The 14,243-nt window shown below is 45.2% G+C and carries 17 protein-coding genes and 1 tRNA gene; 17 read left to right on the top strand and 1 reads right to left on the bottom strand.

What is annotated here, in order from left to right:
• The first annotated feature begins 5 nt into the window (after positions 1 to 5).
• From lysS to ACA108_17875, 5 genes are all read left to right on the top strand, one after another.
• Positions 6 to 1,520 (top strand): lysine--tRNA ligase, encoded by a 1,515-nt coding sequence (gene lysS, locus ACA108_17895; GenBank protein ID XEX95197.1) that lies wholly within the window; start codon positions 6 to 8, stop codon positions 1,518 to 1,520.
• Positions 1,521 to 1,744: 224 nt separating this feature from the next.
• The gene (actS, locus tag ACA108_17890; GenBank protein ID XEX95196.1) at positions 1,745 to 2,509 is read left to right on the top strand and encodes an amidase activator ActS; all 765 of its coding nucleotides are present in this window, start codon (positions 1,745 to 1,747) and stop codon (positions 2,507 to 2,509) included.
• Positions 2,510 to 2,601: 92 nt separating this feature from the next.
• Positions 2,602 to 2,675 (top strand) — tRNA-Gly (locus tag ACA108_17885).
• Between the two features lie 601 nt (positions 2,676 to 3,276).
• The gene (locus ACA108_17880; GenBank protein ID XEX95195.1) at positions 3,277 to 3,828 is read left to right on the top strand and encodes a hypothetical protein; all 552 of its coding nucleotides are present in this window, start codon (positions 3,277 to 3,279) and stop codon (positions 3,826 to 3,828) included.
• 104 nt (positions 3,829 to 3,932) lie between these two features.
• A complete protein-coding gene (locus ACA108_17875; GenBank protein XEX95194.1) occupies positions 3,933 to 4,361 on the top strand; it encodes a hypothetical protein in 429 nt (142 codons plus the stop codon).
• Between the two features lie 24 nt (positions 4,362 to 4,385).
• On the opposite strand, the gene ACA108_17870 is transcribed toward ACA108_17875, so the two are convergent.
• Positions 4,386 to 5,000: a tyrosine-type recombinase/integrase gene (locus tag ACA108_17870; protein XEX95193.1), complete on the bottom strand. Its 615-nt coding sequence runs from the start codon at positions 4,998 to 5,000 to the stop codon at positions 4,386 to 4,388.
• A gap of 1,971 nt (positions 5,001 to 6,971) precedes the next feature.
• Here ACA108_17870 and ACA108_17865 point away from each other — a divergent pair.
• The 12 genes from ACA108_17865 to ACA108_17810 all read left to right on the top strand — a co-directional run bounded on the left by ACA108_17865 (position 6,972) and on the right by ACA108_17810 (position 14,181).
• Positions 6,972 to 7,139 carry a hypothetical protein gene (locus ACA108_17865; GenBank protein ID XEX95192.1) on the top strand — a complete coding sequence of 56 codons (168 nt, stop codon included), beginning with the start codon at positions 6,972 to 6,974 and terminating at the stop codon, positions 7,137 to 7,139.
• 64 nt (positions 7,140 to 7,203) lie between these two features.
• Positions 7,204 to 7,812, top strand: coding sequence for a transcriptional regulator (locus ACA108_17860; protein XEX95191.1), 609 nt, complete (start codon positions 7,204 to 7,206; stop codon positions 7,810 to 7,812).
• Positions 7,813 to 7,823: 11 nt separating this feature from the next.
• Positions 7,824 to 8,108: a hypothetical protein gene (locus tag ACA108_17855; protein ID XEX95190.1), complete on the top strand. Its 285-nt coding sequence runs from the start codon at positions 7,824 to 7,826 to the stop codon at positions 8,106 to 8,108.
• 144 nt (positions 8,109 to 8,252) lie between these two features.
• Entirely contained in the window at positions 8,253 to 8,603 is a 351-nt protein-coding gene (locus ACA108_17850) for a hypothetical protein (GenBank protein ID XEX95189.1), read from the top strand.
• 6 nt (positions 8,604 to 8,609) lie between these two features.
• A complete protein-coding gene (locus ACA108_17845) occupies positions 8,610 to 8,831 on the top strand; it encodes a hypothetical protein (GenBank protein XEX95188.1) in 222 nt (73 codons plus the stop codon).
• A gap of 3 nt (positions 8,832 to 8,834) precedes the next feature.
• The gene (locus tag ACA108_17840; protein XEX95187.1) at positions 8,835 to 9,191 is read left to right on the top strand and encodes a hypothetical protein; all 357 of its coding nucleotides are present in this window, start codon (positions 8,835 to 8,837) and stop codon (positions 9,189 to 9,191) included.
• 546 nt (positions 9,192 to 9,737) lie between these two features.
• Entirely contained in the window at positions 9,738 to 9,950 is a 213-nt protein-coding gene (locus ACA108_17835) for a hypothetical protein (GenBank protein XEX95186.1), read from the top strand.
• A complete protein-coding gene (locus tag ACA108_17830; GenBank protein ID XEX95185.1) occupies positions 9,947 to 10,309 on the top strand; it encodes a hypothetical protein in 363 nt (120 codons plus the stop codon). The genes ACA108_17835 and ACA108_17830 overlap by 4 nt, the downstream gene beginning before the upstream one ends.
• A gap of 16 nt (positions 10,310 to 10,325) precedes the next feature.
• Positions 10,326 to 11,354 carry a major capsid protein gene (locus ACA108_17825; GenBank protein ID XEX95184.1) on the top strand — a complete coding sequence of 343 codons (1,029 nt, stop codon included), beginning with the start codon at positions 10,326 to 10,328 and terminating at the stop codon, positions 11,352 to 11,354.
• 123 nt (positions 11,355 to 11,477) lie between these two features.
• Positions 11,478 to 11,669 (top strand): hypothetical protein, encoded by a 192-nt coding sequence (locus ACA108_17820; GenBank protein ID XEX95183.1) that lies wholly within the window; start codon positions 11,478 to 11,480, stop codon positions 11,667 to 11,669.
• On the top strand, positions 11,669 to 13,525 hold the full coding sequence (locus ACA108_17815) for a hypothetical protein (GenBank protein ID XEX95182.1): 1,857 nt from the start codon (positions 11,669 to 11,671) through the stop codon (positions 13,523 to 13,525). The genes ACA108_17820 and ACA108_17815 overlap by 1 nt, the downstream gene beginning before the upstream one ends.
• 23 nt (positions 13,526 to 13,548) lie before the next feature.
• Positions 13,549 to 14,181, top strand: a complete 633-nt coding sequence (locus tag ACA108_17810; GenBank protein ID XEX95181.1) for a phage baseplate protein — start codon at positions 13,549 to 13,551, stop codon at positions 14,179 to 14,181.
• Positions 14,182 to 14,243: the final 62 nt, after the last annotated feature.

Genomic DNA, 14,243 nt, shown 5'->3' with positions numbered 1-14,243 from the left:
CCAACATGTCTGAACAACAAGCACCGGGCACCGAAGCGGTCGATTTAAATAATGAACTGAAAGCTCGCCGCGAGAAGCTGGCTGGCCTGCGCGAGCAGGGCATTCCCTTCCCGAACGACTTCCGCCGTGAACATACCTCAGACCAGCTGCACGCAGACTTTGACGGTAAAGAGAACGAAGAGCTCGAAGACCTGAACATCGAAGTGACCGTTGCAGGCCGCATGATGACCCGCCGTATCATGGGTAAAGCCTCCTTTGTAACCTTACAGGACGTTGGCGGTCGCATTCAGCTGTACGTTGCCCGTGACGACCTCGCAGAAGGCATCTATAACGAGCAGTTCAAAAAGTGGGATCTGGGCGATATTCTCGGCGCGCGCGGCAAGCTGTTTAAGACCAAAACCGGCGAGCTGTCCATCCACTGTACCGAACTGCGCCTGCTGACCAAAGCGCTGCGACCGCTGCCGGACAAGTTCCACGGCCTGCAGGATCAGGAAGCGCGTTACCGTCAGCGCTATCTGGATCTGATCTCCAACGACGAATCCCGCAACACGTTCAAAGTGCGTTCGCAGATCATGTCCGGCATTCGTAACTTCATGGTTGGCCGAGGCTTCATGGAAGTTGAAACGCCAATGATGCAGGTTATCCCAGGCGGCGCGTCTGCTCGTCCGTTCATTACGCACCACAATGCGTTGGACATCGATATGTACCTGCGTATCGCGCCAGAGCTGTATCTGAAGCGTCTGGTAGTGGGTGGCTTCGAGCGCGTCTTCGAAATTAACCGCAACTTCCGTAACGAAGGCATTTCTCCGCGTCATAACCCAGAGTTCACCATGATGGAACTCTATATGGCGTACGCGGATTACAAAGACCTGATCGAACTGACTGAATCCCTGTTCCGTACTCTGGCACACGAAGTGCTGGGCACCGCGCAGGTCACCTACGGAGAGCAGGTGTTCGACTTCGACCAGCCGTTCGCTAAGCTGACCATGCGTGAAGCGATCAAGAAATACCGTCCGGAAACCAATATTGCGGATCTTGACGATATGGCTAAAGCGCTGGAAATCGCCGCAGCTATCGGTATCAAAGTTGAGAAGAGCTGGGGTCTGGGCCGCGTTGTGACTGAGATCTTCGAAGAAGTGGCGGAAAGCCATCTGATTCAGCCGACCTTCATTACTGAGTACCCGGCAGAGGTTTCCCCGCTGGCGCGTCGTAACGACGAGAACCCAGAAATCACTGACCGCTTCGAGTTCTTCATCGGCGGCCGAGAAATCGGTAACGGCTTCTCTGAGCTTAACGATGCGGAAGATCAGGCGCAGCGCTTCGCAGACCAGGTTGCCGCGAAAGATGCGGGCGATGACGAAGCGATGTTCTTCGACGAAGACTACGTTACCGCACTGGAGCACGGCCTGCCGCCAACGGCGGGTCTGGGCATTGGTATCGACCGTATGGTTATGCTGTTCACCAACAGCCACACCATCCGTGACGTGATCCTGTTCCCGGCTCTGCGTCCGGTTAAGTAAGTCGTATCATTCCTCCCTTCGGGGAGGAATGATATTGCTGAAAAAGAAGGAAAAAACGTGATTTTTCCTTCTTTGTGCTTAGCTGCCGAAAATCAACGAATTGATTTTCCTTATAATTGTTAGATGAAATCTGCTCGTTTATTAAACGGTTTAGATTTGTCATCAGTTTGATTTTTCCTGCAGGAAAAAATTTCTTTTTCTTAGATAATTTTCAGAGGGTTAGTTTGCGCAAGGAAAGCATCATCCGCATAGGGTTACTTAATGCCATCGTCGCGCTACTCAGCCTGTCTTTAATCGCCTGCTCATCTGATAAAGCAGGCAGCTCTAAAGCCTCCGCAGGCAGCTACAGCGGCTCGGTGTATACCGTCAAACGTGGTGACACACTCTATCGCATCTCACGCATGACCGGCTCAAGCGTCGGCACGCTTGCCCGCATGAACGGCATTTCCGCACCTTATACCCTCGAAGTCGGGCAGAAGATCCGCGTGAAAAGCAGTTCCGGATCCTCCTCATCGAAAAAAACAGCCGTCGCAAAAAGCTCCAAAACTCGCTCATCAGCGGGCACCAGCGTGGCGAAAGTTGCACCGCCACCGGTGGGATCAAAATGCTGGCGCTGGCCAACCACCGGCAAAATTATCGAACCGTTCTCCAACAGCGAAGGCGGGAACAAAGGGATTGATATTGCAGGCTCTCGCGGGCAGCCAATTTACGCGTCAGCGGCGGGAACAGTGGTTTACGTGGGCGATCAGCTGCGGGGCTACGGCAACCTTGTGATGATCAAACACAGTGAAGATTACATCACGGCGTATGCGCATAACGACACTACGCTTGTGAATAATGGGCAGAAGGTGAGTGCAGGGCAAAAAATTGCCACCATGGGCAGCACCGGTTCGAATACTGTGAACCTGCACTTCCAGATCCGCTATCGCGCCACGGCCATCGATCCGCAGCGCTATTTGCCACCACAGGGCAGCAAACCGTCCTGCTAGGGCCGCGGCAACCGTATAAAATACCACCACTTAGCAGGCTGGCCCCTTGCTACCAGGCCCCGGAGGGTTATAATGCCGGGGCTTCCCAAAAAGCGGGTGTAGTTCAATGGTAGAACGGCAGCTTCCCAAGCTGCATACGAGGGTTCGATTCCCTTCACCCGCTCCAGATCTCCCCTTGTGGAGCAAGCATTCAAAAATGCTGCTCTGCCAGCAACTTAAATAGTCACCTATTTCAGTTACCTTTGGGTTCTACCTTATTGAACTACACAAGTGATTGTCACGCTTTGGTTAGTGGTGAGATGAGAGCTTATCAAAGCGTTGGCGGTGGTTTCAAGGTTCTTACCGCGATAGCCCAACAATGAACACAAAGCCCGCACCTGGCATTAATTCTCATAAACTTTTAACCGTTCCACACTTAGCGCGGTGTCTTGATCCTGCTTGTCGTGATGACATTGCAGCAGATAAACGAGCAAATGTTGGGAAGCCTAACCAGATCGGGAAAGGATCTGGCTCTGCCGTGGTGTTCACCGTGCCATAAACGAACGGTACTCGATAAGAGAGCGGTTAATCGGGATCACTGATGCATTCCCCTGATGCTACGCCTACGGCGCTTTCTGTTGGATACCCAACACGGCGCTAAATGGCTTCTATTGCCTGAAATCAGGGAAGGGATAACGCCTAGTTTGAGAAAGCAAGAGTGAACGCCCTTGTTCAGGAACAATCTGCCCGCTAAGATAGCTTGAAAAGCAAACTATTGGCGATGGGTTATGCGTATTAAGGGATTATCTCTTTTCTTTTGTGCCGTTTGCGCTGGTTGTAGTGGGTATTCTCAGCAACAAGAGCACTCAGATGTGCCGACTTACTCAGAGAACTATGATCAGGCGCTTGGATGGCTCGTAACTGCTAAATACAGAGATGTTGCTAACTCAGAGATCGTAATGTCACTGGTTGGAGACTTTTGCAGAAGCAAAGGGAAGGAAGCAACTCTGTACAAGACCACCGCTGGCAGTACATCCACTATTCAAGAAGTTTGGGCTTGTCAGACTCCCCCAATGTTGAATGATACGGACATACTGAGCGGGGTTTATTGCCATTTCATTGTTAACGCGCCTCGCTACTCTGTAGATTTTTCAAACCGCCAGAAAGAAGTAGCAGAGCAAAAATTTGTTAAGGCCTTTTTAGCAAAAGGGATCGAATATCCAGTTGGCGGTTTTTATGAGAAGTACCAAAGTAACTTTGCTTCGTGGGCAGTTGCCAAACACGAGGAGAGCACCAGCACCGATAAAGTGCGGCAATGGTTTGATCAGAACTGCCAGTAAGTCAAAAGGGGGCATTGCGCCTTGTAGTGTTTTTAGAAAGTAGTTTTCTCTTCAAAAAGATAAGGTTATTATCTATATCATAATATTTTCGAAGGGACTATCTTATGGTTGATCCGACTTCTATTGCTGCTTTTTCTGGCACTCTTGAGCTTGTTAACAAATCGGTAGACTTAGTTCGCAACCTTCGTAAGAAAGGAGATGATGAACTTACCACCGCCGAAATGCGTAACACGCTGATTGATTTACTCGACGATCTGGTGGAGGTAAAAAGCGAATTCGTCAGCCTAAAGGCTGTTTTGCTGAACAAGGAAGAAGAGATCCAATCCCTCAAAGCACAGCTTGAAGGAAAGAATAAACTTCTTTTTGATGGCAAGCTTTATTGGCTGGAAGGGGATAAAACGCCATATTGCACTAAGTGCTATGAAAAAGATTCATTGGCGCTTCATTTAAACTTTATCAGGGCGAACCCACATTATGCGACCAGTGACCAGTGGTATTGCCGAAACTGTAAAGTAAGCTATTACCTAAAATAGCGATTCGAGCATAAATGGCTTTTTCTATTTGTTTCCTCTCTTGATCCCCGTTGAATACTTCATTCGTAGTGCGTCCACTTTGGCTTGGGTTATGCCCAGGTAGGCGCGTGTATGCTCTGTAGATCTATGGCCCAACATCTTACTAATGACTTCTAAATCCTCATTATTATTATGGGCAATCGTTGCCACAGTCTTACGTGCGCTGTGCATACTGATCACTGCATCCTGTGGTAACAATTTACGCATTTTGAGCTTGTCCACTGCATACTGAATTTCAGAGTGAATTTTAGAGCGGCTGATCGGCTTACCTCTGCTCCGGTTGCTGTCGTTTTGGAACACATACACATTTTCTCCGCGCTCTTTATAACGAGCCTTGAGCACGTCCCTGGCTGTTTCTGTCAATTCCACTTCTACCGCTTCTTTGGTTTTGTCCTGCGTGATGCGTAGCACTTTGCTACCAATATTCAATTCATCCCAACGCCACGAACGCATATCCACGCCGCGAAGTTGTGTTTCAACACCGATAAGGAACAGATCCGCCACTGTCTGACTCTTCTTTGCGATTTCTTCTACTACCAGAGCCACCTTATCGGCGCTTTCTAGTCCGTCTGTACGTTTTGCACCTTTACTGATTGCCATTCTCTTACCTCCTTAATCTGTCTCGATGAAAATTAATATTGATCAAAAACAGATAGATAGCAAGATCATTTTGTATGTATTTGCATAAATGTCTTATTAAGGATGCATTAACGGCGATTAAACTCGATTAAAGGCTATTTAATAACACGGCGTAATAGTTACACCGCTTAACGGTAAAAACAGGCCCACCCGATCTAAAAATTCCTTCCACTGCAAATATCTTATTGATAAATAACGATATTCTATTTATTTGGCAAGTCTAAACACACGTTTGCATATTGCCATGAGTCTGCATAAACCTTGCATAGATGGTGAATAATGATGTGAAAATGAGTCAATAAATCGAGGGTATTTATAACCTATTGTTTTTGATGGTGAAACGATAGGACAAAAGGATGAAATGTCTTATTGAGGTGATGGTGTAAGGGCAAATGATAACCATTCGCATTAAATGAAAAGCTGTTTCAGTTTTGGCACGTTCAAACTTTCGAAAACAAGTAAACTCGTTCAGCATTCATTCAAAGATACAAAGTGTTCATTGTGGGCAATAATCGCTGTAACCATTGCTATATAACGATTTGTTGAAAGTGAGGTAAAGAGATTGGCATACTTTGAAAGTTAACATTTGCACGAAGAAGCACAATTAGCACGACGAATTACCCGTTATTTATGTATGTTTAAATGGTTATTAAGTGGTGCTTTATCTATCGATGATGTTATGAGCGTTATTTGGAGTAACGTTTCATAATAATGGGGGGTAGGTCAGAGTGACATAACGAATTATGACGACACACCCCCCACAGAATTTTGTTACCCCCCCTACAGAGTTTTGTTATACCCCCCCCACAGAATTTTGGGGGAGGGGGTAACAGAAAACTGTTAACTATTAGATCATCTATTAGACTATTATTAAATTACTTATTAGATCATCTTTTAAAGATATTATTATTTGCTGTTGTCCTTGCGGTACTCTACGGGAAATCTCACCTACGCCACCCTTGACGGGCTGACGGTTCGACCCCGTACCGCATAACACAGCACAGCGTTCTCTCTCTTACTTTACTGTGCCAGGCTTTGGCCTTGACGTGAGTCAGGCACAAGCAATATTACGCCTACGGCGTATATTATCTTGGCGCTGTGCGCAATATGACTAACCATCTATCCGATCTCACTAACGTTCATTCGTTTATATGCTAAGTCTGACTAACTTCAACCTTCATTCATCAACCTACGGTTATTCATTCAGTTTCAGTAAGTCAGGGCTAAGGCTTCACTGTTCACCGTGCAAGGGTTCCAGCTCATCCAGCAACCTAGCCAATCAAACATTACTCTCGAACAACTTACAGTTATTCTCGTGCAATATTTTCTTGGGGTTGGGAGTAAATGCCAGAGGGCGAGATTATAGCGCACTGGACGTGCTGTAAGCTGTTGTAAGAGTGTAGGGAATGCAGATGCATCCCTTATATATTTGAAGCTGTTAGAACGCGTCTCAGGCGTTTGTATTAATAGTGCAGGAGGTTGACTTGAAGTGTTGGGTTGTGATAAACTCCGATAAGGGATAAATTATTTAAAATACCACTTGACATTTGAGGCGATATCCTGTAAGATGAATCTTATAGGAGAATTAAAACATTTAAATCTCTCCTAATAAGGCATCCAGCCTAACCACAAAATCCAAATTACACCGCACTATCAGGCAACGTTAATAACGTTCTCCCTGGATGGTGTTTCCGTGTATCTAACGTAAGGAGAACCAAAATTAAGTATTTCAATTCAGAGATCGTCTTCGAGGCCTTGAAAGCCGGGAGCGTGACACGCAATGCAATTAACAGCCAACGAGCAGCAGCACAGCGACAAGGATATTTAGAACACACTGAACGATTACGTAAAGGGATCGAGCTTTACGATAATTGGAAAGCTGAACAGGCTGAAACCAGCACCAACGAATAAACCACAGAAGGAGAAAACCATATGAGCGAAACCAAACAATCTATTCCACGAACTTACCTACACGTTGATCCTGCAATTTTCAAGGTGCTTTTTGTTGAGTCTAAGAAGCGACAAATACCCGTCAACGAATTGATGTTAGAAATTCTGGCAGCCGGAGCGGAGACAATCAAATCAAATAAAGGTAAGTGACCTGGAATAGCTTCCAATCACTTTAGTAGCGCTTTGAGCGTGATTTAATAAATAAGGAAAATTAATGACAAATGAAAATGATCAATTTGTCAGAGTCCCTATGTGGATTCTGAAAATAAGCCACGTTAACGGGCATAAGTTTAACGATGGACTAAAAAATCTATATTGCTATTTAAAGGGATGGGAACGCGCTTTTCCTTCTTATGCAAAAATAGGTAGTGTATTTGGTATAACTCCCAGAGCAGCGGAAGAGAGAATTAAGAAATTGGTAGAGATGGGTTTGATTGAAAAGATAAACCGCTTTGCAACTTCTAACGAATATACTGTATTAGATGTGCCTGGTGTAAATATCTCAACAGAAGAGCCTGTAGCAGCTTCTGACGATGTGCAGGAAATAGTAATACCTAAGCAAGCCCCAGAGCCTGAAAAGGCCACAGAACCTTATACAGCTTCACCTATGCCGATTATTTATGATAATCGTGAGTTGCGTAAAATTTCTGATTGGATAGCGTCATCTTTTGATCTTACCGGTAATAAGGGTATGGAGAACTTTATAGAATATGCCTCAACAGTTGCTATAGAGTTAAATTTCAAACTACCGCCAGGGATTGAAGGTTATTTCGAAGAGCATTACCCAGAATACTATAAAGTATTCGACCCAATACCATTTTAACAGGAGGAACATTGATCCAATATATTCAACTGAACAACACTAACAGAATACAAATCAACGATGCAGGAAAGGCAGTATATAGAGCTTTAGAGTGGTTCTGGACTTCCAATCAAACCAACATTAGTTACGGCGATATTTCTGATAAATCCGGCGTATCTCTTCACGGAATTAAATTCTGGCTTCGAGCATTGAGTAATATTAATATTATCACGATTGATGATGAAAGCAGCTATTTATCATTTAATCTATTAAGCATAGAACGTGAGAATGTCGAGTTTTTCTATTCTAATTTCTAAATCTAAATAGAAATCTACAGCAATTTATAAATATACAATCAAGGGAACATCATATGAGTTTTATCGAAACATTGAATCTTTACGCAGTAATGGCAATCACAGTGGCGAGTTGGAATGATGTGTCCCTTTATGTAAAGGGGCTAAATGAAAAAAGCAAAAAGTTTAAAAAGTGGTAGAGAGTTTAGAAAAATACGAGCTAGGCAGAAAGAAAAGCAATCCACGCCGTCAGGCTACCACGCTGAAATAATAATCCTCCCTCCTGAATCTCCCACAGATGAAATGATCGAGATAATAGAAAGCACTCCAGGGCTTTACTATAAACCTCGTGGCAAGCGGGAAACGCGGTTTATCGGAGAGCCTCGTAAATGGGAGGCTTTAGGGTGTGAATGTTATTTGCAATATCTGGGTATTCTCCAGGTGAACGGAATAAGCAACCTTACGGGTGATGATACCCCGTTTATTATAGAAGAACTTCTTAACAATAATAAGGAATAACAATAAATGACAAATTTTCAACACCAACATAAGAGCCAGCAACGCCGTATAGCCTGGATAAGCAGCCTATTAGCAGAGCTGGCAGCGCTTGAGCAGGGGGCAGCGATTAATAATGAAAAAGCTATCGAACGTATTAACGAAATCCTAAGCACCCTTGAGGAGAACGCAGCGCCATATAACGCAGCCGTGGCAGCAGCCAAACGTACACTAATTAAATTACAAGGATAAAAAATGATGAATGGCAGTAATACATATAACGGTATTTTAGAACTATGTGATGCATACGAAGAGTATCATCTTCTACCAACGACAAGGGCAATAAACGCTGCAATCGGCGACTGTTGCGGCGCTACCGTAATGGAAGTGGTGCGGCAGCTTGAACGCTCCCACGACGCGCTAACAGCCATCTACAGCGCTACAGAGAAAGTTATGAATAGCCCATTGAGTACATTATCCGAGGAAGAAGCACGGCGCATTCTGGCGAGGCTTGAGGACTACGCTTTAGACCTGAAATTTCAATCTGATGATTTGAAAGGCTTTCTTGAAGACTTGTTAGAATTTGAAAAGGGAGAAATCATACTAAAATAAAAAAGTCAATGACAAATGTCTATTTTGCTTGACAAATCGTGCTTTTAATGTTATTCTAATATTATATGGTATAGAAACCTTCTTCCTACAACTCTCTTCCCTGGTGTTGTTATTAATTTTCATATTGGTGTATTTCCAAAGCGGTGGGGCTTACGTTATTGCTTGGCGTTTGCCCCTCTCCTTTGTATTTAAATAGAGAATTGTAGAAAGAGGGTTTTTATTATACGTGGCTAACCAGTGTTAGCAGTACATTCATCAGCCCGCCGAGGGATGAGCCAATTTAGAATGAACCATTAGTACCAGATAATAGCTGGTATGTATAAATGTATAAATCCTATTGTACAGATGGTTATTCCAGTAACCGCCATAATAATAGTACCCCATCGGGCAGGTGGGGCTATTTCTTTTTATAGAGTATTTATCGAAAACTTCCTCCTCCATAAATGTTGTTTTCGCTCAATCCTTTATTATTGAGTTCCTCGAAGAGCGGCAGCAATGCCGCTTCTTTTTGCCTGTCGTGTCCATTTTAAACTACAGGAACACACAATGTTTTTAACAAATGATAAAAGTAAAATCCTGAAATACAAATCCGATGTGATCGAAGCGTCACCAGAACTTATTAAAGCCGTTGCACATTATGCAGGGGTGAGTATTGAACACATCGAAGAGCTTACAAAGAAATATTTCAAGGACGAACAGCCTGTAATTACTGTACAGGATTTAATTAATAACAAAGCTAAGGAAATAAAAAACCTATGATTTTAGAAATTACCGAATTATTCCCAGTGCGTAAGAGTTTCACTGACGTAGTGAGCTACGCCACTGACACTTTTGCCGCTGTAGAAGCGAAAGTTTTCGCCTCTCTCCCTGCTGATGTTGAATGCGGCGATGTGCTTGATAGCACGGGCGCTCTCTACGCCTCCGGCGCTGATGCCTTTGTAGTGGTGAGTGACTTCGTAACAGCAGGAACAAACAAGCCTGTGAACGTTCTACGAAGCCCTGCGCGTGGTTCTCTCGTGTGCATCAAATCCGACAACCTCAACGCCGCTGATCACGATGCCGCTGTAGCTGCCCTGGCTGCTCAAGGCTTCCAGATGCGCGAATTCCTCACTTCTTAATACAAGGACAGTAATAATGATTATTGGTCAAAACTATGTGGATCTGAGTCCACTATTTAACGTCACTCCTACACGTAACTTCCTGCTTGCCTCCCTGGGTTTGTTCGATGAGGACGGAGTTACTTCTCATAAGGTGAGCGTTAGCCGCCTGATTGAAGACAACACCAGCTTATTCAACCAGCCTACCGCACGTTTCAGCAGTGAACATAACGTAACTGCACGGCAGAACGGGAAAGAATGGCTTATCGAGCTTCCGTATTTCCTACGTGAAGATCTGATCACTCCTGCGGATATTCAAGGTAAGCGTAAACCAGGATCGGACGTACAAGAGACGCTCACCGACATTTACAGCGACTATATGAGCAAACACGCTGTAGCGTTTATGCGCACTCGTGAGAGTTATCTTGCACGTAGCCTATTCAGTGGAACGGTGAACACTCCGAAAACTGATGATGTGCTGATCGACTTTGGCGACCTGTTCGGCGTAGCGCCAATGAACACCACGCTTGATCTGTCTGCTACAGACAGCAGCGCTCTACGTGCCATTGACGATATGGTGAGCCAGATCACCGAAGCGGCACAAAGCCAGGCGGCGGCAGTGGAAAGAATCATTGTATTTGCGAAAGGTGGCTTCTATAGCGATCTGCGTTTCAGCCCTGCAATGGAAGCGGCTTTCCGCTATGTCAGCCCACTGGACGAAGGGAACGTAGTGTTCCAGCGTCGTGACCTCCTGCCAGGCGTGAGCACGTTCTCAATCCCCGGCTCTAACGTCGATGTAGTGAAAGTGACGGATGCACTGCTCTTAGCACAAATGGGTGATGCTGATGCTATCGCTATCGCGAAATTCCAAGCTGGATCAGGTATTTACCAGAACATTTACGGGGCTGCTTCTTCAACGTTTGAGTTATTAAACGCTGCTCCGCAAGAGGTTTATTCTTGGTCATACGAAGAGACGCGCGGAAATGTTGTTAATGTGATCTCTGAAAACTCTGCACTAAGCGTGAATCACGGGTTGGGCTTCTCAGTGCACATTAAATCAGCTTAATGCGCAAGCGGGATTCTGAACCGCTATAAAATAATCAGACAGTTTAAACAGGGCGTAGGGAACTGGATCACGCAAAGCAAATGCGCCAGCCCTTGCCCTTTTTTTATTTTCAAAGGAGTAAGTATGCAAATTATACTGCAAAGTAACGACAGAGACTTTCATTTTAATCTAACAGGCGATAGTGCAACAGATATAATCAACCTTAAACAATGTTGCAGAATGCTTGAAATTAGCTATCAAGGTGTGAGTAAACGTATTCAGAGAGGCGAGAGTGTCGAAAAAGCGCTATTTCATTTTATTAAGAAGGGGGCGTAATGAGCGGTGGATTAGTTATTAATACATCTGAAATCCGTAATACGGTGACATTCGTCGTTGATCAAAATAGTGTTAAAGAAGCTAAGGATAGTGTGACGAATTTACAAAAAGCGTTCTCTTCTCTTCAAACGCCAAAGCTAAATTTCAAACGATTTAAGGATCAAATGCGACAGGCGCAGCAGCAAACGCAGAAAGCCACCAAAGCGGCTTCTAAGCCTCGTAGCAACGATGAACGAGAAAAGGAAAGGGCAGCTAAGGCCGCGCTTCGTGTAGAGCGTCAGGCAGCGAAAGAGGCGCAAAAAGCAGCGGTGCGCCGTGAACGGGCAGAGCTAAAACTTTTGGATGTCGCTTCAAGCTTCAAAAGTATGCAGCACCTTACCAATGTTGAGCTAACACAAGCGGCTCTTGCTGCAAGCAAAATCACTAAGGCCTATGCAGCAGGTACGATCAGCCTACAGCGTCAAAACAGCGAGATTAAACGCTTACAGCAAAGCTACAGACGTATGAACGCGCAGCGTAAAGCGGCTTCTGGACATAGCAGCCCTAAAGCGGCTTCTGGCGGCAATGGGCTGATCGGGGGTGGCTTCGCTGGGATGGGTGGCACTGTATTAGCTGGGGCTGGGGTAGGGCTTGCCGCTGGCGCTGCCTACAATTGGGGAAAAGGGACTATCTCTGACCAGGAAGAACGCTCGGAAATCGTCGCAAGGGCAAAGCTGGGCGGGGTGGATTATAACGTTTTGTCATCGTTAGGTCAGTTTGCACAGGCTAACGGTATTGATTCCGGTATCGGTACGCAGGGAGCCAGAAAAAACCTCGATGTAGCAAAAGATGTGGCCGAAAAGCTCGCAGACGGTACGTTGAATGCGAAACGTAATAAACAAGGTGAATGGACAGGAGCACCAACAGGCATTAACACCGCTTTGAATATGGGGTACACGCCTGAACAGCTTAAAGAATGGGCTAAAAATCCGTTTGGTTTTGTCTCTTCATATACCAACACAATGCAATCTAAAGGATTGAGCGAACAAGAAATTTTGCACAATCTTGAAGACCTCGGGGACGATCTCGGGCTTTACGCTAAAGCCTTTATGAATGGCGGGAAAGCGATCACAGATCAGGCAGAGGTGCTTAAACGTAACGGTCAGTGGCTGGACGAAGAACAGCAGCAGCAACTTATCAACTACCGCAAATTCAATCAGGAGATGGACGTTCTCACAGACAGCCAGAAGTTGAAATTTTTCGAGGGGTTTATGGAATCTCTCGACCCTGCGACGGTTAAAGAGTTTAAGGAAGCGATGCAGGAGGCGTTACCCTTCTTCGAGGGAATGGGGAAAGCCGCTGGTGATGTGGTTGAAGGGCTGATGAAACTGACCAATTGGATCACTAAAAAGCTGAACTTCTTGAATGGTGACAACACCACTAAAGAGGCTGTTAGCCAGCACTACGGCACGACCTCCGCACCTGCACAACTTGGCGATAATGCTACAGCGAATAGCTACGGGGCCAGCCAACCGCGCCAGGATGGCACACACGAGCATAATATGTTTGATGATATCCGTGAATGGTGGAACGGCACAGGCGATGCTAAAGACGTAAGCAGCTTCTCCCAGCCGCTAGGCGACACGTACAGCCCTGTGAGTATGCTCAAGCAATCGTACGCCCCACAACAGCCAGCAGCGCCGCTACAGCCTGTTATTTTGCAGAACAATCTACCGGAAGGAATGATCACTCTGAATATTCAGCCCGATCCGTCCTTTGGCAATATGTTAAACGCCACTGTAGATCAGCGTATCAGTGAAAATAATCAGCGTGTTGTATTAGCTGTCACCTCTGGTCAGAGTTCAACAGGCGGTTAATCCCGCCTTATTTATAAGGAGCTATGTTGGAAAATATAAATACCACTACAAACACGAATACAACCACATCAAAAACTAAATCAGAAAATGGATTTACTATCCTTGCATCTGTTTATAATAGTTCGAGTGATTCGTATATTCAAAACTATCAAGCAATCGTATTTGATGCTGTTACAGATACGAATGTTAGACGGCAGGCAGAAGTAACAAGCTACCCTGTAGAAAGCGGCGGTGATGTATCGGATCACGTTCAAATAAAGAACAATTCATTCAAACTCTCAGGCATAATTACAGAAACACCTGTTAGAATGAAGAAGGATCTATTATTCAGTGCAGGTGTAAATGGCACTCGTATTTCACAGGCGATTGAGTACTTAGATCAGATATTTGACAAACGTCAGCCGATAACGTTAATAACAGAACATCGAGTTTTTGAGAATGTTATTTTAACAGGTATCAGCTACGACTATAAAACAGAATTTGCAATGCAATTCGATCTAGATTTCGAACAAATACGGCTTGTTAAAAGTGGCACGGTGAACGTTATCGCTACTAAAACGCAGTCTAACAAAAGCACAGGCGGCACGGTGAAAACTAAAGTAGAAACGTCGAATAGGCCGCAAGCCGACACTGTAACTACAGCGTTTGATAAATGAGGGGCTTAACGCCCCTTTTTCGTTTTGGGGGTCAGTTACAGCGGGTAGTTCCATATGCGTCT

The organism is Dryocola sp. LX212, from assembly GCA_041504365.1.
Lineage (GTDB): Bacteria > Pseudomonadota > Gammaproteobacteria > Enterobacterales > Enterobacteriaceae > Dryocola.
Note: the sequence above shows the minus strand (reverse complement) of the source record. Positions and strands in the feature narration are given on the sequence as shown.